A 23,697-nucleotide genomic window follows, 5' to 3' on the forward strand; every position below is an offset into this window, starting at 1 on the left:
GCCGCGGCCACACGTTCGACCCAGCCGGTCTGCACCTCACGGAACGCCACGGTGTCATCGTCCGTGCCAATGACCAGCCGCAGATGCACCCGGTGCTCGGCCAGGATCTCGACCGCCCTGGCCGTCGCCTCGTCCGGACCCCCGACAGAGTCCTCCCCCGTGACATAGCCGACCGTGACGTCGTCGGCCGTGTCCGCAGGTCCGGTCCCGGCGCTCCGGTGCGGCTGTGCGGGCGGCGTGGCCGCCGACCGCGACGGGCCGGGTGCCCACGGGGCACGCTCGACGGTGCCGGTGGACGGATCCGGCCGCCCTTCGTCGGCACGCCCCTTTCCCGGGTCCGGCCGCTCGCCACCGGTGGTCGTCGAACCGTCGCCGGTCGTCGAACCGCCGGCGGATTCCACTGCCCGGATGTCGCTGAGCAGACGCCCCACGTCGATGCCCGCGGGTGCGCTGACCGGGCGGGCCAGACGTGTCAGCGGCACGGTGAGCATGCCGGGCACGGCATGCGCGCTCATGGGGGTGATCGGTCCGGCGGTCAGGGGGGACGGCAGCCCCGGTCCCGATTGCTGCCCCGGAGTCGACGGGGTGCGCGGCGACCTGTCGAGGAACGAGGCGATCAGCGGCGAGCCCTGGGCGAGGTGGTCGAGGGTGTCGGAGTACGTGGGTGCGGGCCGCTCCCCCGCCGGGTGGGTTTCGATGGTGAACACGGCCCGTCGGCGCAGTTCGCGAGGGTCGGCAGGCACCCGGGACCGTGACTGCGCGGTCGTCTCGGGCAGCCGCCGTCCGCGGTTCTCGCGCTGCACCTCGAAGTCCTTCGCCGTCACCGCGGTGGCGGGATCCGCGCCCTTCTGGAGGTTGGCCAGCGCCTGGTCCAGCTCGTCGAGGAACATCGCGCGCACCGAGTCCAGCCTCCGCCCGCCGGTCGCACGTGCCCGTCGGTCCCGGTCCGGAAGGGCGGGCATCCCGTCACGGACCCCGTTGCCGCCGGCCGAGACGCCGATGGTGGGCAGGGGGAGCCGGTTGCGGTGGTTCCACAGCGCGACGCGGGCCACTCGGCGGGCCAGAAAACGGAGCTTGGGCCGGTCGTCCTCGGTCAGCTCGGCCGCCCTCTCCGCGAAGGTGAACCGGCTGCTCAGCTCGTCGGGCGCGCTGTGCGCCCCGACGACCACCGCGGTGAGCGGGTTGACGACGATGCCCGGCCTGCCGTGCTCGTGCATGCCTGCCAGCTGGTCGTGGAAGGTCTGGTTGCCCCACTTTCTGACGAGCCGCATGTGCCACAGGGTGCTGGGCGTCTTCAGCCCCTGACCGCCGGAGTACCGGTCGAGCGCGCCGACGGCGGCCCGCTCCGCCGGTGTCGGAGCCTGCGGTGCCGTGCGCGTCGCGTCAGCCGTGCCGGGTCCGGCCGCCACCGCGTGCGCCCGAGTCGCCCGCTCCTCACGTACGGCGATGAGCGCCTGCGTCGCGAGGACGCCGGCCCTCGCCGAGGCACGGGCCCGTCCGGTGGCCGTGCTCTCCTCGGCCTCGTAGGCCGCCCGCATCTCCTCCAGGCGGTCGCCGTACCGCTCCAGATTCCGGCCGACGGCGTCTCTGAGAGCGCGTTGAGTACTGCCGCGCCGTGCGTAGTTCTCCAGCGTGACGTGGGAGCTGCCGTCCTCGGCGGCCAGCACCACGGCGGCGTAGTGGTAACCGAAGGGGTTGTCGACCGGGTGGAACGCGCCGACGTGGTCCTCCAGCGTGAACTGGCCCTGCTCGTTCTGCGAGCCGATGGACTGCGTGAGGTAGCCCTCGCCGACAGCCGGCCAGGCGTCCTGGTTGATGTCGACCCGTGGCCCGGTCCCCGCCGGAGCATGCGGGCGGGTGCTCAGGAGAGCGCCGTAGCGCTGCCCCGGCAACGGCGTGGTTGCCGACGCCGGGGACGACGCTGCGGCGGCGCGCGCCCCGCGTCCGCGCGCCTTTCCGGCGGCCCAGAAAGTGTCCGGGACGACGCCGGGACTCGCCTGGCCGTCCACGACCTGAACGATGGCGTGCGCGAGGCGGTGCAGTTCACTGACCTTGAGCCCGTCCGCGGCGTTCATCGGTCCCAGCGCGGTGTGCCCGTCCGGATCGCGGAAGACCAGGTGGTCCGGCATGCCGCCCAGCACCTGACCGGCCAGGTCGCGGCAGACGTCCGTGGGGTCTTCCAGGAAGTCGGGGCGAACCCGGTACAGGGTGCGCTCGGTTCCGTTGTGCCGGACGGTGACCGAGACGTTCTCGTCCAGAGCGAGCCGTACGGAACCCCCGGTGGCCTGGAGCAGGGCCTGGGACCGCTCGAAGGCGGCCCGGCTCGCGAACGCCTCCCGGCTTTCGTTCTCGGTGCTCACGGCGAGGGTGCCGTCGGCCGACACCTGGAGTGCCGGGTGTTCCGGGGCGGCCAGGTCCTGCCGGATGCCGACCAGGCGCGGCACGCCGTCGTCGCTGTGCTGCGGGGCGTTCGGCTCCTCGACACCGGACAGGCCGATCGGCGTGACGTGCTGGAAGACCGGCCCGCCCGCCGGATCCGTAACGTTCACCACGTAGTCGGTGGTGGCGCCGGGGGGCAGGTCCTGTGCGCTGTCCGTGACGGTGATTTGCAACGGGGCCGGACGCCGTCCCACCCGGGTGCCCGAGGGTCGGGTCCCCTCCGGGCGGCCGGATTCGGGCGTGGCGCCGGACAGTCCGCCGTCGGTCCCGGGGTCCTCCTCGGGGATGGAGTACAGCGTCCTGTCCACGCGCACCGACGCGACGGAGGCGTCCGTACCCGCCTCGTCCGAGAGGGACGACGCCGACGTGTGGGCCCGGTACCGCACGACCAGACCCTCGGGGTCGGTGTGCCCCCACGCGCGCAGTGCGTCCTCGTCCATGCGCAGTCGCATGCGTGCGGCACTCTGTGCGATGGCGTCCCTGGCCGGGGCGTCGGCATCCGGCACCGGGACACCGCGGGCCGCCTCGATCCGCCGGCGCCGACGGAGCGCGTGCACTTCGGCGACCCGTTCGTGGGACGCGAGATAGCGCTGCCAGACCGCGGCCCGTGTCGCGGGGAAGTGGTCGGGCCGCCCGGCGCGGTCCGGCACGTACCTGTCGGCGTCCTGGTCGAGCTGCTCCAGCCAGGGCCGCAGGTCCTCAGGGGTCTGTGCTTCCGGGTCCTGAGGGGCGGACTCGGGCACAACGCGTGAGTCCCGCGCTTCGTCCGGCGCTCGGAGAGCAGGCACCGTACGCAGTTCCGCGGCCAGTTCCTCGTCGAGTTCCGGTCGGCGCAGCAGCAGGCGGGCCCGGTCCAGAGGCGTCAGGCCGGCGTCCTTCACGCGGACCGTCGCATCCGGGTTGAGGGTCCAGGTGACGTCGAGTGCGGAGTTGTGGCTCAAGCCGGCCAGGTCCCGCTGGGAGACGTGTGTCCCCATGAAGGGGGAGGTATCGAGCCGCTCCGTCAGCCGGTCCCCGAGCCCGCCGTGCCGGTCCAGGAACGCGGGCGACCGGTACCCCTCGCCGTGGAACACCGAGGGGGTGTCCCGCAGTGCGCGCAGGAGGTCGTCCAGCGCGCCCTCCTGGCCGGTGCCCTCCTCCGTACGGGACAGGCCGGTCCGGGAGGCGATCTCCTCGACGGCCCCGTCCGCGTTGCGGAGCGTGACGTGCGCGTGCCCGTAGGCGCCGCTGACGACGCCGTGGACGCCGTTGCCCGTCACATGGACCGGCAACTCGCTGCCGTCGCTCAACGCGACGCCACGGCCGTGCACCGGCGGCGCCGGCAGCGAGCGGACGATGCGGGCCGGTCGGTGGCTGTCGAGCTGGGCGTCGACGGTCAGCACCGGCTTGTCGGTCACGGACTTGGGGCCGGTGCCGTCGGCGAAGCGCACGTGCTTCTCGGCCGGCGGCTCGGAGGGCGCGGGATCGGCACCAACGACCCCCTCATCGGCCGAGGAAGGAGTGTCTTCGCCCGATGGACCGGTGGTTCCGGGCGCCGGTGGTGACTGCGCAGGGGACGGTGCCGCCGTGCCGTAGGTGTCGAGGACCCGCTGGAAGCGCGCCCGTTGCTCGTCGGAGAGCGTGGCCTTGGCCAGTTGCTCCTCAAGGACCCCCTTGTACGGGTTCTCACCGACGCGAGTGGCCATGACCGTGATCACGGTGGGCGCCGGCCTGGTCCGGGGCAGGACGGTGACCGGCGGGTGGTCGGCGAGCATGGCGACCACCAGGTTCCCCACCTGGACCGTGTTCGCGTCGATGATGACGATGTCCTGGTCCGGCCCGACGACGACATCGGCGAGCAGCCCGGTCGCGGGGAGCGTGCCTGAGGCGCCCGACTCGCGGAAGCGTCGTTCGGCGGCCTCCGGCGTGGTGGACAGCTCCACGAACGCCGTCGCGTCGACGTCGTCGTGCCGGGGGAAGTCCTCGGTGCCTGCCGGGACCAGGGTGACCGGCTCCCCCTGGTATCCCGTCCTCGACGCCGGCTGCTGCTGCACGCGGAACAGGGGCAGGCCCCCGTTGACGAACCTGGTGACGAGGTTCTCCACGGCCGGGTTGATCTTCTGCCCGTCGAACTGGGTGTCACTGATGTAGACGGTTCCGCCCTCGATGGGGACGGCGAACCGGTGGAAGCCCCTCTCGTGGGTCATCTCCTGCATCGCACCGTCGATCAGCACCTGGCGTGTTTCCGGAGCATCGGGTGCGGTGGGTGCCACGAGGGCTGCGGGGTCGTCGGGTACGACGGGCCCGGCGGGCGGGACGGGGGGCTGTGCCGGCTCCGGGGTGGGGGGCGCGGCCGGCGGATCCGACGCCAGCAGCGGAGGCAGCGTGTCGGTGGACCGCCATGTGCCGTAGTCCAGGCCGAGACGCCAGGAGAGCTGGCGGGCCGCCCGTTCGCCCGCGAAACGGTGTTCCGCCGCGATCAGGCGGGTGAACGCCCGGAGCAGTTTGCGCTGTTCCGACGCGACAGAGACCGATTCCTCGGACACCGTCGGCCGCTGGTGGTCGAGTGCCACCCGGAGTTTCGCCCACGACCGCCAGGGGTCGTACTCCAGCGCGATGTCCTCGTCCGGTTCCAGGGGGAGTCTGTCCAGCGCCCCCTGGTCTCTCTTGGACAGTTCGGTGACCGGCGCGGCGTGCTCGCTCCAGGAGCGGTCGACTCCGGACCGCATCGCTTCGAAGAAGGTGTCGGTGGATTGGGAGGGAAAGTAGGACTCGACGAGATGGGAGAAGTAGGACTTGGACGAGGCGTGTGCGCTGATGTAGGTGCTGACCGGATCACTGCCGGTCCCGTCCTTGAGGAAGCCCCGGACGAAACCGGAGGCGTTCGACGTGGCCTCGCTGTGCGGGGCCGAGATGTGGGCCAGGACGTGCGGGAGGCCCTTTCGCAGTTGGTTGGCGCTGACCGGGTATGTCGCGAGGACCTCGATGTCCGGGTCGAGCACCCGATCGGGATGCTCGATGAACAGTGCGCCGGGGTTCGTGTCCCACTTGGTGTTGCCCGGGAACACCTGCTCCGCCCCGAACCGGAAGGCGATCACGTCCGGATGGTGCGGAATCTTCACCGCGACCGTCGGCTGTCCCTCCGGGCCGGTCATGACAACGACTTCCGCGTCGACAGCGGCCGGGTCGGCGGCGTTCTCCACGTAGGCGCGCAAAGGCTCCAGCGACTGCATCACCGTCGGCTGAACATGTCCGTCGTGGTGCTTGGCCGTGCCGTACCTGTCGCCGAACTCGTCCAGCAGCTTCAGTGCGGCCTGCTCACCCTCCTCGCGCAGCCTGTGCGCACCCATGAGGGCAAGGTTCGCCAGCAGGTCCAACTGCCGTTGCTGGGTCGTGGTGGCCCCCGACTTCCGCACCAAAGGACGCTGGTGGTCGAGGAAGACCCGGTTCAGTGCCCAGTCCAGTTCCCTCGGGCTTCCCTCACGGTCCAGCCACGCGCGGGCTCTGCTCAGAAGCAGCTGGTCCTTCGGGGTGAGCTGCAGAATTCTCGGATTGTCGGCCCAGTCCCGGCGCGTACCTCCACGCATGTACTCGATGAGGGAGTTCGGTGCGACGGTGCCGGACCGGGCCACTTCGTGGCCGACCGCGGCCCGCACGAAACCCCGCGCGAAGGCGACGCAGTTGTACGACACGAGGTTGTAGGTGTGCTGGGCGTTCTCCGCCGTGTACTTGTAGGCCGCCGCCAGCTGGTCCGCGTCGACCTTGTAGGTGCCGAGGATCTCGGCCCGGGGGTCGTTGAACGGGTCTCCCGGTTCGAGGGTGACGATTCCGGGCGCCTTGCCGTCCACGAGATGCACGGGCGCGACGTTCTCGGCCATCCGGAAACCGAGGCTGACGAACCGCTGATCCCACGGAAACCTCAGCGCGACCAGCGCATGACCCGTGTCCTGTGTCTGGACCATGTCGACGAAGCCGAGCGCTCCCGGATAGGACATCAGAACGACGTCCACGTTCGGCGCGGAACGATCGATGGTGTGCTCGGCGTAGAACCGGATCGGGCTCATCAACCGCTCGACGCTCGGCGGCAGCCGCAGCCCCGTTTCCACGGACACCACGGCCCTCTCCGCGAACATCGGTGCGGGGACGTCGTCGGCCGCGGACCGCGGCGCGGGCCTCCGGTCGGACTCGTCCGTCTCGTCCGTCTCGACCGTCTCGCCCCGCACCACTTCCACCGACGCCCTGTGGTCGTCGGGGAGGAAATCGAGCACGACGACGTCGTCGTCCGCCGCATCGTCCGGGTCGAACAGGGCGTCGGTCTGCGGCGGCTCAATCGTCTCGGCCGGGGTGTGGACCTCGGCCGGGGTGTGCACCTCCACCTGGTCCGGGTCCCCGTGAACCGATTCGTCGGGGTCGTCGAAGTGCCCCTCCCGCAAACCGAGTTGGATCTCCTCCATCAACCGTTCGAGGTCGCCCACGACCCTGCTCGGTCCGGGTGTCGGGAGATCGGCGTCGAACACAGGATCCGGTTGTTCCGGGTCGGCCCCGCCGACCAGGCCCGTGATCCGCCGGGTCCGGTAGCGGTGGGCCAGCTCCAGGGAGAGTTCGCGGCTTCTGTCCGCGCTGTCCGTGAGCCGGCTGTGGCTCAGCAGGGTGACGAACGCCTCGATGAGTTCGCGTCGCCGGCCGGCCTCCGGATGGTGGGCGTCGATGAACCAGGTGTGGTCCACGGACACCTGGATGTGGGCCCAGCGCTCGGCCTGCGTCAGCTCGCGCGGGGGGACGCCGCGCAGGAACGCCTCCGCCTCCTCCAGTGCCGCCCGGTCCTCGGCGGTCAGCCCGGCCGGACCCACCCGGACGGCACTCGAACCCGGTGACGGCGCGGAGTGATCCTCCTCAAGGACGGTGATATCGGCCGACCACGCCCGCTCCAGGGCGGCCGTGACGTCTTCGGGGGTGCCACGCAGCATCCGCTGGGCCACGACGACCACGTGCTGATCCGTCAGGGACAACTGGTCGAAACCGTCGGCGTTCTCGTCGAGCCGCGCGACGAGCCGGCCCACCCGGTCCGGCGATCCGTCCAGGGCCGTGTAGGCGTCGGTCAGTGCGGTCAGGACCGGGCCAGGCAGCCTGCGATCCGCCGATGTCTTGCCCCAGAGCGTCTCGAACAACCGCAGCGCCTCGGCATGCTCACTCTCCCGGTCGGCGGACCCGGTGCTCTTGCCGAGTTCCGCTTCGGGATCCGTCTTGTACGGGCCCGTACCGAAGGAGGGTGAGGCAATGGGCGCGATCGAGTTCTTCCGCGAGAAGTTGCCTGCGTACGTCGGCGGGCGATCGTCGTTGAAGAAGGAGACGACCTTCTCGTCTCCCCTTTCTATCGGCTCGACAATGCTCTTGTAGATCGCTTTGCCATCGGGGTCCGTGGGATTCCAGTACATGGCGGCGCCGTGTACGACCGGACTGAACCTGTCCTTGATCTCCTCTATGGCGTTTTCGTAGGTCTGCGGCGTGAGCGCCGTCCCCCCGATCGGCGTAAAGAGGTCCAGCAGGTCGATGTCGGCGGCCACCGGCCGGAGGGTGTCGCCCTCCTTGTGGTAGATGATCCCGTCGACGACGGAGAAGGCACTGTCCGGCTCCGCCAGCTTGGCCGAGTACTTCGCGAACTCGCTCTTGCGGCTCTCGTACCGCTGCTGGATCTTTGCCTGCTCCTCCTCGCTGTACGACGAAAGGTCGGCGGGCAGCTCCGGATCGAAGATCGCGCCCAGGCCGAGCTGCTTCTTGGAGAACCGGGAGCCACCGAGTATCCGGTCATGGGGGTTGAGCGACTTCGCCTTGATCTCCAGCGGCTTGGGCATCGCTCCCTCTTCGAGCCGGGGCGCGGCGTACTCGTTCACCCCCCGGGTCACGATGATGAGGTTCATCTCACGGCTGATCTGCCGCAGCCGCCCGGAGTTCTTCGCCGAGATGCCGCCGATGGCCTCGGTCGACTCGTCGAGATCGGGTTTCCACCCACCCCAGTCGCCACCGAACCCGGTGCCGGTCGCGGTGTCGCCGTCGTCCGGCTGCCGGACGGCGAGCGGTCCCGCCTCGAACCCGGACGGCGCGGTTTCGTGGGGCGCGACCAGCGCGTCCCACCGGTAGGGGGCGGGAGCGGGGAGTGCGGGTCCGGCGGATGTCGGACCGACCGGTTCCGGCACTGTCGTCGCCGCCGTCGTCGTCGGCCGGGGCGAGTCCGGTGCGGTGTCCTCGTCCGGGGTGGCCGGCTCGTCCGTCGTGGTTCGCTCGTCCGGCTGCGGTCCGGTGAACATCCGCACCGTGACGTCCTCGGCGGTGGCTCCCGCGAGGGGGTGCGTCTTCGCATCGGTGGGTGCCACGAGGTCGTCCGTCCCACCGACCGTGGTCGGGAGGCTGTCGATCCAGCGTGCGATGTCCTCCGGCGACCGCGGCAGGCGGTCGGCGCGGGCGAGCTTCTCCGCATCGGTCGTCGGTTTCGTCCCGTCGGCGGGCTCGACGAGCGTGTCACCGGAGTCCGACACCGTGTCGACGACCGTGATCGCGTCGTCCGTGTCCGAGTCGTCCGGAGCAGAGTCGTCCGGAACCGTGAGCGAGTCGCTGACCGCGACGATGTTCTCCGCCGTGGCGGCCGGTGCGTCGTCGGCCCGGAACACGGTGGGCATCGGGACGGGGGCGGCGTCGTCCTCGTCGTGCGTGCCGGTTCCGTCCGGGGCGGCGGGCGAGGACTCGGTGGACTGCACATCCGTATCGGTGACCGAGTCGGTCTTCCGCCTGCGCTCCTTGCGTCCCGGGGCGCCGGAGGCGGCCACGAGACCCGTCACGGCGGGGTCGGTCCGGGGGCCTCCGGACGTTCCCGGTCCGTCGTCCGTCGTGGTGCCGTCCGTGGCACGACCGTCCGTGTCGCGGCTGTTCGTGTCGCGGCTGTTCGTGTCGCGGCTGTTCGTGTCGCGGCTGTTCGTGTCGCGGCTGTTCGTGTCGCGGCTGTTCGTGTCGCCGGCCGGGCGGGGGGAGGAGGCCGGGGTCGAGACGGTCGCGATGGACGCGGTGGCGGGCTGGTCCTCGTCCTGCGCACCGGCCGGCTCCTCCGACCGAACGTCCTCGGGCACGTCGGCGGCGTGCGTCGCCGCGCCTTGTCCGTCCAGGGTGGTCACGTCCGTCGCCGTGGACGGGTTGCTCGGGTCCGAAACAGGCGTGTCGGTGTCCGCAGCGCTGTCGCGCTCCGTGTTGCGACCGGTGGAGCCGTGCGTGCCGTGGGCCTGGCCGGTGCCGTCGGCCTTCACGGCGGCCGGGGCGTTCGCGCCCGCCGCCGCACCGGCGTTGGTACCCGTGCCGGTGGGCGCGGGGGTGGCCTGGCCGTGCTGGGACGGGACGGACGTCCCGGGGCCGGAGGCTGTCACCGGGCCGGTGACGGGTGTGGTGCCCGGCTGGGTACCGGGAGTGTCCTCGCTCTCCTGGTCGCCAGGGGCGTTCTGGGTGTTCTGGGCCTCGGCGTCGTCCCCGGCATGGGCCGGCCTGGACCCCGGCCCGGTGTGGGGTGCGCCGGACGAGGTGGCGCCGGCGGCACCGTGACCCGAAGCGGGAAGCGTGCCGCCTTCCGTCTGCGCCGGGGACTGCGCGCCCGTCGTGTCACCGCCGGGAATCGCGAACGCCGGGTCGGAGCTCCCGTGCGCGCCCGTATTCCTCGCCGGCTGGCTCCCGCCGCCGGACACGGTCGCCGGGCCCGGTGACTGCGCGGCGCCCGCGGCGACGGAGGACGGGTTCGGGACGTCGATCTGCGAGGTGGTGGGGACCGGCGCCGGAGCGGCACCGGTGAAGTCGCCGGAGTACTCGGGGTGCGGGCCCGGCAGACCCGATCCCGTGGCCGGGACCTGCGTGGCGGGGCCCTGCGTGGCCGGGCCCGGATTCGTGTCGGCGAGGTACTGCTTCCCGCCGGTGCCGGTACCGGTGCCCCCGGCCGACGTCTTCGAGGGGGCGAACGGGTCGGTGTTGAGGTTCTTCAGGAACGAGAGGTCCGGCATCTTGATGCCGAGGCTCTGGGCCCCCAGGGCGAGTGCGGACATGGACAGGGTGCTGACGGCGCCACCCCAGAAGTCCATCGAGTTGAAGCCGGAGATGGCACCTCCGGTCAGGTACTCCGACAGACCCGCGCTCGCGGCGTCGAACGTCTGGTCGGCGGAGGCGGCCGCGATTTTCTGCCCGGTGGTCAGCGGCGGCTTCTTGCTCGGCGTCGGCACCGGCAGGTTGTTCTTGTCGTTGAACTTCTTGTTGAAGCCGGGACCGAGGTCGGGCTTGTCCTTGAAGAGCCCCTTGAAGATGTTCTTGCCGCCGTGGAAGAAGTGCTCGAAAACCGCGTTGAGCGCTCCGGCCGCTCCGCTGACGAACAGGTCCTTCACATCGATGCCGTGCGGCTTGCGGCCGGGCGCCGCCGACCACATCAGGATCAGACGGGACGCGAGCGCGGTGAACATCTCTTCCAGCATCTCGCTGATGGTCGGCATGAGATGAATGCGCTTGAGCAGCAGCGTCAGCATGCCCAGGATCTTGTACCGCACAGTGAGTTTGGCCGCTGCCGCCAAGGATTCCGTGCCTCCGAAGACGAAGGCCGCCAGTGCGTCCAGGAAGGACAGAATCATCGCCAGAAGAGCAAGCTCGACAATGATGTTGATCTTGTTCTCGGCGATCTGGATGGACGTCTGTACGCGCCCTTCGGCGATGTCGTCCAGCTGCTTGGCGAACTCGATGACGTAGTTCTTGCCACCGTCGTTGGTCACCATGTGGGTGGCGCGGACGTAACGTTCGGCGATCTCGGGCGGGAGAGCCCCGCTCGAGGCCTTGATCGACTCCTCCAGGAGCTCGGACAGTTTGTGCAGCCGCCCCGAGAAATTCCTGAACGACTCGTGGCTCCGGTAGGCGAGGTCCTCATCGGCCTGCGGCATGCGCTCACCAATGATGACGAAGAACAGGACGTTCGCCCACTCAGGAACCACGATCGCCATGACGGATCAGTGCTTCCCCGACTTGGACGACTCGTCGTTGATGGCCTCGGAGGCGTTGTTCTGGGCACCCTGGATGACGTTTCCGTTCACCCTGAGCGCCGTCGAGATGCCGGCGATGGCCTGCATCAGCGACGTGCCCGTCTCCGTGGTGTCCTTGCGCTCCTTCTGGTCCCGGGGCCTGAGATCCTCCGCCATCGAGTCGTCCCTGCCGACCCAGTCGAGACAGCTGCGGGCCTCGGCCTCGAAATCACGCACGGCACTGTCCGTGATGTCCGTGATGTCGCGCATGAGATTCTGCCACTGCCGGATGCGCGACACATCCGCCGAGAAGACATCGCCCACAGCGCCTACTCCTCCCCGTCCTCGTCGATCTCGTCCCGCAACCGTGCGTCGCCCTTGCGAAGCGCCGCCTCCGGCTCTTCCAGAACACCCGGTCCGAAGAGATCGGCCCAGTCGATGTCCATGCCGTCCATGAGCGGCACACCCGGCAGGGGCTGCGTGAACGGAGCCATGGTGGACATCACCTGACGGGCCATCGAGTCCCTCGCCTGCGACACGGCCTCCAGCACCGAGGCGGCGAGCTCGGTGGAACTCATGGTGCGGTACTTGTTGTCGAGGAACCTCAGGTCCATCAGCTGCCCCTGGTGTCCCACCGTGGCCTCCACCGTGCGGTCCCGGGACCGCACCACGTAAGTGGCCTGGCTCAGCTCCGCCTTGGCCATGGCCATGTCGGCGGTCACGGACTCCAGGGCGGAGAGCGTCTCGGAGAGGCGCGCGTTGAGCGACTCCGTGAAAGGATTCGCCGCCACGGTGGCGTCGGGCTCGTCCTGCCGGGCGCGCGCCGCGCCGGTGCCGTACTCGGTCCCGCTCATCCGATCACCGCCGGCGTTCCGCCTTCCTCGGTTCCCCACACGTCCTCTTCCTCCTCCACCCAGTTGGTGCGCTGCCGTTCACCGCTCTGTGTGGACTGACCGCCCTGCGTGCCGCCACCCATCGGAGCACCGCCGCCCATGGGCGAACTGGTGGTCTGGGTCCCGTTCTGCCGGAAGGGCATGACCTCGCCGTCGATGGCCGACGATACGGAGCCGTTGCGACGCGACGCGGACATGTTGTTCGCGTCGCTCAGTACCGTACGCACACGTTCCCCGTTCGCCCCGCCCGCTCCCGCGCCACCCGCGCCGGCTCCAGCCCCGAAACCTGGGTTGAGAGGTGTTCCTCCCGCAGGTGCCTGCGAGGTGTTGGCACCGGCAGTATCGTAACCTCCCACATTTCCGCCCAGCGTACCGCCCGTGAAAGGTGTGCTGTCGTAGTCCAGGTAGTCGAGGTCCGGGTCGTCGTGGAGGTTGCTGCCGCCGTGGTCGAGGGACCTGCCGTTCAGCGAGGAGGTTCCACCACTGTGCGAGAGGTTGTTTCCGGTGCTCGTCAGATCGGGTATGTCGATCGGCTTGCTCAGGTGGGTCGTGCTCGTGTGACCGTCTGGCTTGGTGGTCTGCAGGCTGCCGTCCGACGGGTCGAACACCGTCTTGGTGCCGTCCTTGGACTCCGTCGTGACCGTGCCGTCCACGTTGAGCTGGGTGTGACTTCCGTCGGGGTTGGTGATGACGTCGCCGGGGTTGAGCCGGGTCGTGGTCGTGTGACCGTCCGGGTCGGTCGTGACGAGCCGGCCGGTCTCGGGGTCCAGCACCGTCCTGGTGCCGTCCGGATACGTCTGGACCAGATTCCCGTCCGCGTCGAGGCGGGGGCTGCCGTCGTCGGTGAGCGAGCCGGGTTTGAGGTTGAGCGGGGACGTGCTGCCGGTTGACGAACCGCCGGTGAGGGAGCCCCCGTTCAGGGACGGGAAGGGGTTGAGCGGCAGGGACGTTCCGGAGTTCAGGGGACTGCTGCTCGGATCCGTGCCGCCGAGGTCGCTGAGCGCGTTGTTCAGACCGCTGTTGAGCGGCGCCGTCGTACCGCCGCCATCGAGGTTCAGGCCACCGCCGAGTCCGTTGCCGCCGCCGTTGAGGCTCTGGGTGAAGCCGTCGCCCAGGTTGTTCAGGCCGTTGTTGAGACTGTCGCCGAGCCCGTTCAGCCCACTGTTGAGCTGCATCTGGTTGCTGTTGGCGTCCTTCAGGCCATTGCTCAGGTTGTCGAACAGTTCCTTGTTGCCGCTGTTGGCGTCGGAGAGGTTCTTGTTGAGGCTCTCCCACGCCTTCTTGCTATCGTCGGCGGACTTCTTCGCGGCCTCCTTCTCGCTCTTCGTCTCTTCCTTCTCATAGGTCTGCGAAAGACTGTTGGGATTGCGGTCCGTGACCTCTTTGCCGACTTCGGCGGTGGCCGCGTTCCAGTTCTTCCCGAGGTTGGAGAGAGATTTCTTCGCGGCAGCGACGAGGTAGCCTTCTACGTTTCGGTTCCAGCGGGCCACCGCGTTTTCCCCGATGGTCTTCCAGGTGTTGATGTCGTCCAGGGCGCCGAACCCCGGATTGTCGCTGAACCCGGGGAAGGTGCCGAAGGTTTCGCCCGAGTCGTCCTTCACGTTCCAGAGGTCTTCTACGCCGTCGTCGTCCGGATCGTAGAAGGTTTGCCCATGGGGAACCGTGACACTGACGAGTGGAACGTTGTTGATCAATATCCACCGGGTGAGTTCGTCCAGTTCCTCGAGCAGTGCCCGGTGCGGATCGTGTTCCATCGAGTTGGCCCAGTTCAACCAGGCGGCCTGCATCTCCCGTGCCTCCCAGTGGAGGTCCCACTGGGCCTGGCGCAGGCCTGCGGCGTAGGTGGACCGGGGCTGATAGCCGTCGAGCATGGTGAGGTCGGACTTGTACTCGCGCCCTCCCATCTGTTCCGCGTAACTGTCGTAGTTCTTGTAGAGGGACTGGATGAGGGTCCGTACGACGTCGGCGGACTGGCCCTTCCAGGCGGCCTCGTCACCGCCCAGCGAGTTGTACCAGTCCTCCAGCGGATTCAATTGCTCCCGGAAGAACTGCGCCGCCCGGTCGAAGGCCGCCGCAGTCCGCTCGAAGGAAGTGAGGTCGACGGCGTCGCCGTCCGGCACACTCACCCCGTTGTAGGAAGAGTGCGTCGTCTTGTACGTGTCCACCAAGGCGTCCAGGACGAATTTCGGAGCGGACACGTAGCGCCACAGGTCACCGTCGTCCCATTCGTCCTTGTACTTTCCGGTGAATTTGCCTCCCTCTCGGGTGGCTCCGGCGTCCGTCAGATGGCTCTTGCCGTTCTCGTCGGCCAGGGTTCCGATGAAGATGATGTCGGCCGTGAACAGCCTGACCTTGTCCGAACCATGGTGCGTGTAGAAGGCCAGCCGGTAGTCCTCACCATGGGAAGCCTGCCATCCCGAAGAGGCGGCGTAGTCCAGCTTGTCGACGGCGCGCCCCTTGTGCTCAACCAAGTTGACCCGCATGAGCGGAATTCCCTCTTTGCTCTTCAGCTTGTCGAAGAGGGACTTACGACTCGGCATCGAGTAGCCGGTGTAGAGGCCGACCGCCTGAGCCCAGTAGTCATCCGTGTCGAAATTGATTGCCATGTACGCGCTCCGCTTGGTGAAAATATGGAGAGGGCCGACGGAGGAGGGGCGCCCGGACTACGAGTTGGTGCTCGTGTTCTTGCTGGACGGGCTCATGTCGTTGTCGACGTCCTCGAACAGTTCGAGCAGCTTATCGGCGTTGATTTCGGTGATGTTGTCGCCCTGCGTCGACCCCATGAGCTTCAACGTCTGCCGGAAATCCCTGTCGATGTCCTTGAACAGCCTCTGCTGTCTTTCCAGGATTTCATCGACCGACTTGGCCGCCGATTTCACGGCCTCGATCAGACTTTTGCCATGGGTGGTGTCGTCGTTGACCATCGGCCCGAGTGCCAGAAGCTGGTTCTGCGCCATCGTCTCGGGAGTGGTCTCCCCGTCGACCAGACTCTTGAGGGACCTGATCGGACGCTGGTCGTCCCCCGCATATTTGTCCCTGCGGATTTCCTCCGTCTTCGTCAGGAAATCCCTGAGGTCGTTGTCGATGAACGTCTGCAGCGACTTCCCGTCGAGATGCGAAAGGTTTCCCATGGAACCTCCAGAAGTAGCGGAACGCGCGGTTGCGGGGACAGTACGTCGTACGGGGCCGATCTGCCCGAGCGGTCAGTTCGGCCCCGTGGACGCGATGGTCAGGGCTGGACCTTCACGTCGGCCCACATCTGGGCGAGCGACCGCTCCGTGTACTTGTAGTTGTCGGACACGTCCGTGAGCAGCACGGCATGGGAATTCAGCATCCGCTCCATGTCGCCCACCGCTGTGTTCCAGGCCTGCTGGCAGACTTTGTACTCGTCGCTGTCGTCACCTTCCCAGTGCGTCATCAGCGCCTGGAGCTCCGCGTCGAGGTTGGTCAGGGTCTGGTCGATGGCCTTGGTCTGCTGGATCAGGTCGTCGGCCGCGTTCTGCATGTGGTTGTAATCGACGTGGATGACGCCGTCTTCGAATGGGCTGGACATGTCGGCCTCGTGGTGTCTCGAAAGGGGTCAACGGTTCGGTTGCGGGGGGTGTGGCACCGGGGCCCGGGTCAGGCGCCCATCAGTGTGTGGTACGTACTGTTGCCGGCGTTCCTGATGGCGTCGTTCGACGCCTGCTGGTTCTTGTCGATCTCCGACAAGCTCGTGGTGAGGGTGTCGATCATGTGCTTCAGGTTGTCGAGGATCTTGCCGCACTGCCCGTCCCACTGCACGATGAGATCCCTGTAGGCACGGCCGTCACTGCCCTGGTAGCCCGTGGTCAGGCCGGTTCCGGTGGCCTCCACATCCTGACGGCACCTCTGCACCCCCCTCATTGCAGACTCCAGGGCCTGGATGCCGTTGCGCGCGGCCCACGCGTCTGACCTGCGAAGATTGCCTTCGGCCATGTTCAGCCTCCCGATTGCTCCGTCGAGGAGTTGACACTCTCCCGACACTTGATGGTGAGTGGTGTCCGGTGTGTTGCGGAACGTCCGTCACCGGGCGGATCGACACCGAGGTGTTGCCTGCTCCGCTTCCCGGAACAGCGACGGCCGAACCCGGCGCACATCTACCGTACCGCTTGAGGTGTGTCCTCATCGGCCACTCGCAAGCGATACGTGTGAATGTTCCGCCGCCGACAACCTACCGGCCCGGTGACGGGCACTGCGTCTGCACCGTGGGCCGGGTCGCCCCGGTCGCCGCGTCCGGGTCCAGGGCGGGCCCGGTCGGCAGCATCGAGAGCAACGGCGAGGGCAGGGCAGTGACCTGGCCCTCGCTGTAGCCGAGGGCGCCCAGTGCCTTGGCCGCCGGAACCCGGAACTTGGTACCGGTGTCGTCGACCAGGTAGGTCGTGGTGCCCAGGGTGGTGCCGCCGGCTCCCAGGGCACGCACCAGCGCAGCGCGGCCGGGACGCACCACGACCGCGTCCACCCGCAGACAGGCTCGTGCGACGTCCGCCGACGGCTGGGCGACCGGCGTCAGGGCGTCCGTCGCCACGAGCAGCGTGGTGACCTTCGTGCCGTCGTCGCCGGGTTCCACACCCGCGCAGGCCGACTCGTCCGCGGCGATGGCGGCCGGCTTCGGCGGCTCGGCCGGCAGGCCCTCGGTGGCCGGGGAGCGGCCCTCCGCCCCCGGCGCCAGGTGCTGCTTCAGCGCGTCGGCGCTCAGTGTCACCGTGCGCGGGGTCTGTCCCGCGTACGCCTTGTCCCGCGTGTGCGGGTCGCCGAGTACGAGGGCGGCCTGCGTGGCGGTCACGGGGACCAGCCCCTCCTTGCGCAGGAGGTAGTACGGATGCTCGTCGGAGCCGGGCACCTCGGCCTGGAACACCTGGCCCGTGGCACTCGCCTTGCCGTCGAGCGACGGTCCCGCGTCGCCGCGGTCCGGCACCTCGGGTGCCAGCAGGTCCGGCCCGGCGACCAGGGCGTTGAGGAAGGCCGCGGAGACCGGCCGGGGAGTCACGGAACCGTAGCCGAGGGACACGGCGGCACCGGAGTCCTTGTCCAGGCGCAGCCGACTGCCCTGCCAGACCAGGTAGGCCGTGTGGTCGGGGCCCTGGGCCACGAAGCCCTGCCCGGCGCCGACTCCGGTGCCCTCCACGGGAGATCCGGCCACCAGCGTGGTGCGGCCGTCCGAGGCACGGGCGCCGGTGGTGGAGCAGACCAGCCACGTGTCCCGGTCCAGGTTGTCCGCCGAGGGCACCGACTCGGGGGCACCCGGGATGCCGATGGGCTGCCCCACGGGGGTCCCCTTCAGGGAGGCGGTGGCGACGGTGGAGGTGGCGAGGTCGCTGCCAGCGATCAGGCGCGCGGAGGCGTAGTTGCGCACCGGCCTGAGCCGGCCGTCGACGTACAGGTAGCGGGCGCCCGTCTCCTTGTTGACGACGAGGGTGCCCGGTGTCTTCCACGAGGTGTTGCCGCCGGGCGAGATCAGCCCGTACACCACGGCCCCGGCGGCCAGCAGCACCGCTATGAGCACACCTATGAACACACCACGGGTGGTCCGGCCCAGCGGGGTGTCCGGGGCGTCGGGCTCCGCGAGGAGCATGCCGGCCGTCAGCCGGCTCATGATGAAACCGTGCGCCTGTACCTGGTCGCGCTTTGACTGCATGGTGGTGGCCTACCTCGCGGGTTTCTTCGGAATCGGCATGATCGCGGTCAGCCGGAGATGGCGCGCAGTTCGCCGAACACCCCGACGGCCCAGAGCGTGACCGGCAGCAGGCCGATGGCCAGGGTGGACTGCAGCAGCTCGGCGGCGCGGCCCCAGTAGGGCAGCATCCGGCGTCCGGGGACGGTCCAGGTGATGACGGCGAGCACGGCGGCCAGGCCCAGCAGTCCGGCGACGAACACGGGCCGGTCACCGGGGGCGAGGTGGGCACCGGCGCCCACGAGAACCAGCGCGGCTCCCATCGCACCGGGGACGACCAGGACCAGCCGCTGCCACACGTTGACCATGCCCCGGCCGTGCAGGAGCAGGATCAGGGAAAGGAGGACGGCGATCAGCGCTTCCGGGAGGTTGGGGCGGCGCACCAGCGGAATCAGGCAGCCCGCGCAGACGACGCCGATCGCGCCGTACAGGGCGATCATCCAGCCGCCGGCCAGCTCCGTCCGGGTGGCCACCTCGGGGCCGTCGTACGGATCGATGCCGTCCTGGAGCTGCCCGGGGTTGGTGGGCAGCGGCGGCATCCGCATGCCGGCCAGCTTGAAGGCGATGGCGGGGACGAAGCCGCCGATGACCACCAGGCAGGCGGCGACCACGCCGGCGGCCTTGTCCACGGATACGTCGAAGACACTCATCAGCGCCCCGGAGACAGCCGCCGCCACGGCGACGGCCGCCGTGGACAGGAAGAGCGGGGCGTAGACGGCAGCGGCCGCGAGGGCCAGTACGGCGGCGCCCGCTCCGGCGGTGCCGGCGGCCAACAGCCGTGCTCCCAGCACGTGGTAGGCGTGGGGGCCCGCGATCTCGCCGTCGGGCAGCAGCCAGCCGGCAAGCGCCAGTGCCGGGACCGCCATGACGCCGAGGGCGGCACCCGTGGCCGCGTCGCCGACGGCGCGGGCGGCCGTGGCGGCTCCGGCGAGCAGCAGCAGACCGGCGACGCCCGCGGTGGCCGCGCGGGGCACGACCGGGCCGCCGGGCCAGGCGAGCACGCCCAGCGCGATGACGAGGACGCAGACGAGGAAACCGCGCAGGAGTTGCCGGCTCCGGTCCGGGGTCCAGGCTTGCAGACGATCCCGGGTGATGTCCGCGATGCCCTCGACCAGGTCGTCGAGGCGGACCTCGGGCATCTCCTCGGCCCGGGGACGCAGGTGGAGGACCTCGCCGTCGTGCAGGTCGATGGCCTCCAGGGTGGCCTCGTCGTCGAGGGCGGGGCCGCCCAGGCGCTGGAGTACCCAGCCTCCGTGGTCGAGGCCCTCCTCCTCCATGCCCTCCACGCAGTACCTGAGCAACGTGGGGAGGAGGTCGGCCACCGGAACGTCCACCGGGACGGCAAGGTCGATCGTCCCGGAGGGTGCCCGGACGGTGAGGCGGCACAGGCTGGCCACCGAGGTGTCGCTCATGGTCGGCACATTCGCTTTCGCGGAAGGTGATCAGGGCGGACGGATGTGAAAGTGAGATACCGGTAGACACGTAGGTGTTTGATCCGGTGAGGTGTCCATCCGTCTATCGTGTGCAGAGTACCTCTGTCCGCCGGGCCGTCTTCACGGCCCCGCCCTCCCGCCAACGGGCCCGGTGACACCTCACTGGCTGCCGCCCGAAGGAGCCGATGCGTTGAGTTCCGTGCTTTTTCGTCGTCCCGCGCGTCGTCGTGGACCGGACATGCCCCAGGGGGAGTTGAGCCTTCAGGAGCCCCCGGTGCTCGCGGAGTCGGTCCCGGACAACTCCGCGGTGTGGACATACATGCCGATGGCGATGATGTCCGTCTCCATGATGCTGATCTTCCTGCGTCCGGGTGGGTCGAACGGTATCTTCATCTACCTGTCACTGGGTCTGATGCTACTGGCGTCGGCCGCCATGATCATCGGGCAGTTCATGCGACGCACCAGTGAGCGCAAGCAGCGGCTGCGCGGTGAACGGCGGGACTACCTGCGGTATCTCGGGCAGATCCGCAAGCAGATCCGGCGCGCGGTGGTCGAACAGCAGCTGGCGCTGGCCTGGCGTCATCCGGAACCGGCGGCACTGCGCACCCTGGTGCGCACCACCCGTCTGTGGGAACGCCGGGTGAAGGACGAGGACTTCGCCGAGGTCCGGATGGCCGTCGGCGATCAGCAGCTGTCCATGAAACTGACACCACTGGCCACCAAGCCGGTCGAAGACCTCGACCCGCTCGCGGCACATGCGCTCCGCCGCTTCATACGTGCCTACAGCACGGTGCCCGGTCAGCCGGTCGCCGTGTATCTGCGTTCCTGGTCGCGGGTGTTGATGCGGGGTGACGACACCACCCGGCGGAGTCTGGTGCGCGCGATGCTCTCGCAGCTCGCCGTCTTCCACGTCCCGGAGGAAATGTGGATCGTCGTGTGTGCCGCCGACGAGCACCGCGCCGACTGGGAGTGGGTGAAGTGGCTGCCGCACGGCCAGCATCCGCAGGAGAAGGACGGAGCGGGCCCGGCCCGGATGGTGACGTCCGCGTTCAACGACCTGGAGGACCTGCTCGGGGCCGAGTTCGGCGAGCGTCCCGGCTTCGATCCGGAGACGCCGCCCGGCCGTGAGGAGCCCTACACGGTCGTCGTCCTGGACGGGGTGGCCGTGCCCGCCGGGCACCGCATGGACGGTCAGGGCTTTCGCAACGCGGTCGTCATCGACCTGGCCGACACCCTCCAGTGGCGGCCCGGCCGCAGCACGCTCCGCCTCGACGTCCGGCCCGACCGGGTCGGCCTGGTGCGCACCGACCGCACCCGCAAGGAGCAGACGACGCAGCTGGGCCGGCCGGACCTCATGGGGCCGGTCGCGGCCGAGGCGCTGGCCAGGATGATCGCGCCGTACCGCATGCGGCTGGCGGCCTCCGCCGCCGAACCGCTGGCCGCGGACACCGAACTCACGTCGCTGCTCGGCATCGGCGACCTGTACCGGCACGATCCGCAGACCCTGTGGCAGCGCGCGGGCGGCACCTCACGGCTGCGGGTGCCCATCGCGGTGGGCAGCGACGGGCTCCCGGTGGAGCTGGACATCAAGGAGTCGGCGCAGGGCGGCATGGGACCGCACGGGATGCTCATCGGCGCCACCGGTTCGGGCAAGAGCGAGCTGCTGCGGACCCTCGTGCTGGGCCTGGCCCTGACGAACTCCTCCGAGACGCTCAACTTCGTCCTGGTCGACTTCAAGGGCGGTGCCACCTTCCTCGGTCTGGACGAACTGCCGCACACCTCGGCGGTGATCACCAACCTGTCGGACGAGGTCGCGCTGGTCGCCCGTATGCAGGACGCGCTGCACGGCGAACTGATCCGCCGTCAGGAGCTGCTGAGGGCCGCCGGCAACTACTCGTCGGCGCTGGAGTACGAGAAGGCGCGCGCCTCGGGCACGGAGCTTGCCCCGCTGCCGAGCCTGTTCGTCGTGGTCGACGAGTTCAGCGAACTTCTGTCCGCGCACCGGGAGTTCATGGAACTGTTCGTCATGATCGGCCGGCTGGGGCGTTCCCTGGGCGTGCATCTGCTGCTGGCGTCGCAGCGCCTGGACGAGGGCCGGATGCACCAGTTGGAGAGCCATCTGTCGTACCGGATCGGTCTGCGTACCTTCTCGGCCATGGAGAGCCGGGGCGTGCTGGGCGTCCCCGACGCCTACCAGCTCCCCTCGCAGCCCGGCAGCGGGTATCTCAAGAGCGGAGTCGAGGCCCTGACACGTTTCAGGGCGGCGTATGTCTCGGGCGAGTACCGCAAGCGGGGCGGAGCGGTCGCGCAGGCCCGGGTGGCCAGCCAGGTGGTGCCGTGGACGTCGGGGTACGTGGTGCCGCGCACGGTCCAGCCCGCCGCGGCGGAACCTGTCGCCGAGGAGAAGCAGGAGACGGGTGACACCCTGTTGTCGGTGGCGCTGGACCGGCTGCGGGACGCCGGACCGGGAGCGCACCAGGTGTGGCTGCCCCCGCTCGATCTGCCGTCCCCGCTCGACGAGTTGCTGCCGCCGCTCGCGGTCAGCGCGGAACGCGGGTTCACGGCGGCGTCGTGGCACGGGTCCGGCCGGCTGAAGGTACCGGTCGGCCTGGTCGACAAGCCCTTCGAGCAGCGCCGCGACCCCCTCGTGGTCGATCTGTCCGGAGCGGAGGGACACATCGGTATCGCGGGCGGTTCACAGAGCGGCAAGTCCACCTTGCTGCGGAGCCTCATCGCCTCCCTGGCCCTCACCCACACCCCTGGTGAGGTGCAGTTCTACTGCCTGGACTTCGGTGGCGGGACGCTGTCCGGGCTGTCCGGGCTGCCGCACATGGGCGGCGTCGCCTCCCGGCTGGACAGCGAACGCATCAGCCGGACGGTCGCCGAGGTCACGGCGGTGCTCAACCACCGCGAGCAGTTCTTCCTGGACCACAACATCGACTCGATGGCGACCTACCGGCGCCGCCGGGCGGCCGGTGAGTTCGCCGAGGAGCTCCACGGCGACGTCTTCCTCGTGGTGGACGGGTGGACGACCCTGCGCCAGGACTTCGACCAACTGGTCCCGACATTCAACCAGTTCGCCACCCGCGGTCTGAACTACGGCGTTCACCTGGTCGTGACGGCGTCCCGGTGGATGGAGATGACGACACAGGTGCGCGACCAGATCGCCACCCGCCTGGAACTCAAGCTCGGCGACAACATGGACTCGGTGATCAACGTGCGGCGGGCGGCGCTGGTGCCGCGCATCCCCGGACGCGGTCTCACGGTCGAGGGGAAGCTGCACTTCCTGTCGGCGCTGCCCCGCGTCGACGCCAGTTCCTCCGCCGACGACCTCACCGAGGGCGTCGCGGATCTGGTCGAGCAGATCTCGGCCGGCTGGCACGGTCCCGCCGCGCCCGCCGTCCGCATGCTGCCGCACCTGCTGCCCGCCGCCGAACTGCCCGCACCCGAGAGCACCGGTGGTCTGCGGATGGCACTGGGCCTCGACGAGGAGACGCTGTCCCCCGTCTGGCACGACTTCAGCCGTACCCCGCACCTGATCGCCGTCGGCGACACCGAGAGCGGCAAGACCAACCTGCTGAAGCTGGTGACGTCCGCGATCACCGCCCGGTACACCCCCCAGGAAGCACGGATTCTGGTGGTCGACTACCGGCGGGAGCTGGTGGAGACCGTCCCGGAGGAGTACCGCCTGGGTCATGCCGTGTCCCTGACCGCGCTGCAGGAGCTGACGGGCGGTTCCCAGCAGGCGCTGAAGACGCGTCTGCCGGGGGAGGACATCAGCCCCGCCCGGATGCGGCAGGCCGACTGGTGGTCGGGGCCGCGCCTGTTCGTCCTGGTCGACGACTACGACATGCTGGGCGGCAGCAACGCCTTCGACCATCCGTTCGCGCCGCTCTTCGAGTTCCTGGCGCTCGGGCACGAGGTCGGCCTGCACTTCGTGATCGCCCGGTCCGCCACCGGCGCCGGCCGCGGTTTCGGCGACCAGCTGCTGCGGCGGCTGAGCGAGGTCAACACCCCCGGCCTGCTGCTGTCCTGCCCGCCGAGCGAGGGGTACGTATTCAGCAACGTCAAGCCGCGCAACCTGCCGCCGGGCCGGGCCCGGTACATCGCCCGGAGCAAGGCGACGCTGCTGCAGACGGCGGTGGTCGACACTCCGCAGGAGGAGGGGGACCAGGACCGGTAGGCCGATACGACGACCGGGGGCGGCCGAGGGGGTGTCCCCCCCGGCCGCCCCG

9 protein-coding genes and 1 pseudogene are annotated in these 23,697 nt (G+C 69.5%); 1 reads left to right on the top strand and 9 read right to left on the bottom strand.

The window, feature by feature from the left end; genetic code table 11:
- The 9 genes and pseudogenes from IEZ15_RS36695 to eccD form a co-directional block, all read right to left on the bottom strand.
- Positions 1-11,426 (bottom strand): annotated as a pseudogene (locus IEZ15_RS36695) (hypothetical protein); the annotation flags it as partial.
- Between the two features lie 6 nt (positions 11,427-11,432).
- The gene (locus IEZ15_RS36700) at positions 11,433-11,768 is read right to left on the bottom strand and encodes a hypothetical protein (RefSeq protein WP_189281185.1); all 336 of its coding nucleotides are present in this window, start codon (positions 11,766-11,768) and stop codon (positions 11,433-11,435) included.
- Positions 11,769-11,773: 5 nt separating this feature from the next.
- Complete coding sequence (locus IEZ15_RS36705; protein ID WP_189281186.1) at positions 11,774-12,298, bottom strand: YbaB/EbfC family nucleoid-associated protein; 525 nt, start codon at positions 12,296-12,298, stop codon at positions 11,774-11,776.
- Positions 12,295-14,943 carry an AAWKG family protein gene (locus IEZ15_RS36710; protein ID WP_189281187.1) on the bottom strand — a complete coding sequence of 883 codons (2,649 nt, stop codon included), beginning with the start codon at positions 14,941-14,943 and terminating at the stop codon, positions 12,295-12,297. Before IEZ15_RS36710 ends, IEZ15_RS36705 begins: the two co-directional genes overlap by 4 nt.
- Before the next feature lie 57 nt (positions 14,944-15,000).
- On the bottom strand, positions 15,001-15,468 hold the full coding sequence (locus IEZ15_RS36715) for a type VII secretion system-associated protein (RefSeq protein WP_189281188.1): 468 nt from the start codon (positions 15,466-15,468) through the stop codon (positions 15,001-15,003).
- A 98-nt stretch (positions 15,469-15,566) separates the two neighbouring features.
- Complete coding sequence (locus IEZ15_RS36720) at positions 15,567-15,890, bottom strand: WXG100 family type VII secretion target (protein WP_189281189.1); 324 nt, start codon at positions 15,888-15,890, stop codon at positions 15,567-15,569.
- A gap of 68 nt (positions 15,891-15,958) precedes the next feature.
- Positions 15,959-16,192 carry a hypothetical protein gene (locus IEZ15_RS36725; RefSeq protein ID WP_229846352.1) on the bottom strand — a complete coding sequence of 78 codons (234 nt, stop codon included), beginning with the start codon at positions 16,190-16,192 and terminating at the stop codon, positions 15,959-15,961.
- 337 nt (positions 16,193-16,529) lie between these two features.
- Entirely contained in the window at positions 16,530-17,993 is a 1,464-nt protein-coding gene (gene eccB, locus IEZ15_RS36730; protein ID WP_189281191.1) for a type VII secretion protein EccB, read from the bottom strand.
- 47 nt (positions 17,994-18,040) lie between these two features.
- Positions 18,041-19,441 (bottom strand): type VII secretion integral membrane protein EccD, encoded by a 1,401-nt coding sequence (gene eccD, locus IEZ15_RS36735; protein WP_189281192.1) that lies wholly within the window; start codon positions 19,439-19,441, stop codon positions 18,041-18,043.
- Between the two features lie 259 nt (positions 19,442-19,700).
- On the opposite strand from eccD, the gene eccCa reads away from it, so the two are divergent.
- On the top strand, positions 19,701-23,645 hold the full coding sequence (gene eccCa, locus IEZ15_RS36740) for a type VII secretion protein EccCa (RefSeq protein ID WP_189281193.1): 3,945 nt from the start codon (positions 19,701-19,703) through the stop codon (positions 23,643-23,645).
- The last annotated feature ends 52 nt before the right edge of the window (positions 23,646-23,697 follow it).

Origin of the sequence: Streptomyces atratus, assembly GCF_014648655.1 — a bacterium.
Classification (GTDB): domain Bacteria; phylum Actinomycetota; class Actinomycetes; order Streptomycetales; family Streptomycetaceae; genus Streptomyces; species Streptomyces atratus.

Coding starts and splice junctions, on each gene's coding strand:
- IEZ15_RS36705 (WP_189281186.1), bottom strand. CDS start 12,298: ATGAGCGGGACCGAGTACGGCACCGGCGCGGCGCGCGCCCGGCAGGAC.
- IEZ15_RS36710 (WP_189281187.1), bottom strand. CDS start 14,943: ATGGCAATCAATTTCGACACGGATGACTACTGGGCTCAGGCGGTCGGC.
- IEZ15_RS36715 (WP_189281188.1), bottom strand. CDS start 15,468: ATGGGAAACCTTTCGCATCTCGACGGGAAGTCGCTGCAGACGTTCATC.
- IEZ15_RS36720 (WP_189281189.1), bottom strand. CDS start 15,890: ATGTCCAGCCCATTCGAAGACGGCGTCATCCACGTCGATTACAACCAC.
- eccB (WP_189281191.1), bottom strand. CDS start 17,993: ATGCAGTCAAAGCGCGACCAGGTACAGGCGCACGGTTTCATCATGAGC.
- eccD (WP_189281192.1), bottom strand. CDS start 19,441: ATGAGCGACACCTCGGTGGCCAGCCTGTGCCGCCTCACCGTCCGGGCA.
- eccCa (WP_189281193.1), top strand. CDS start 19,701: ATGCCCCAGGGGGAGTTGAGCCTTCAGGAGCCCCCGGTGCTCGCGGAG.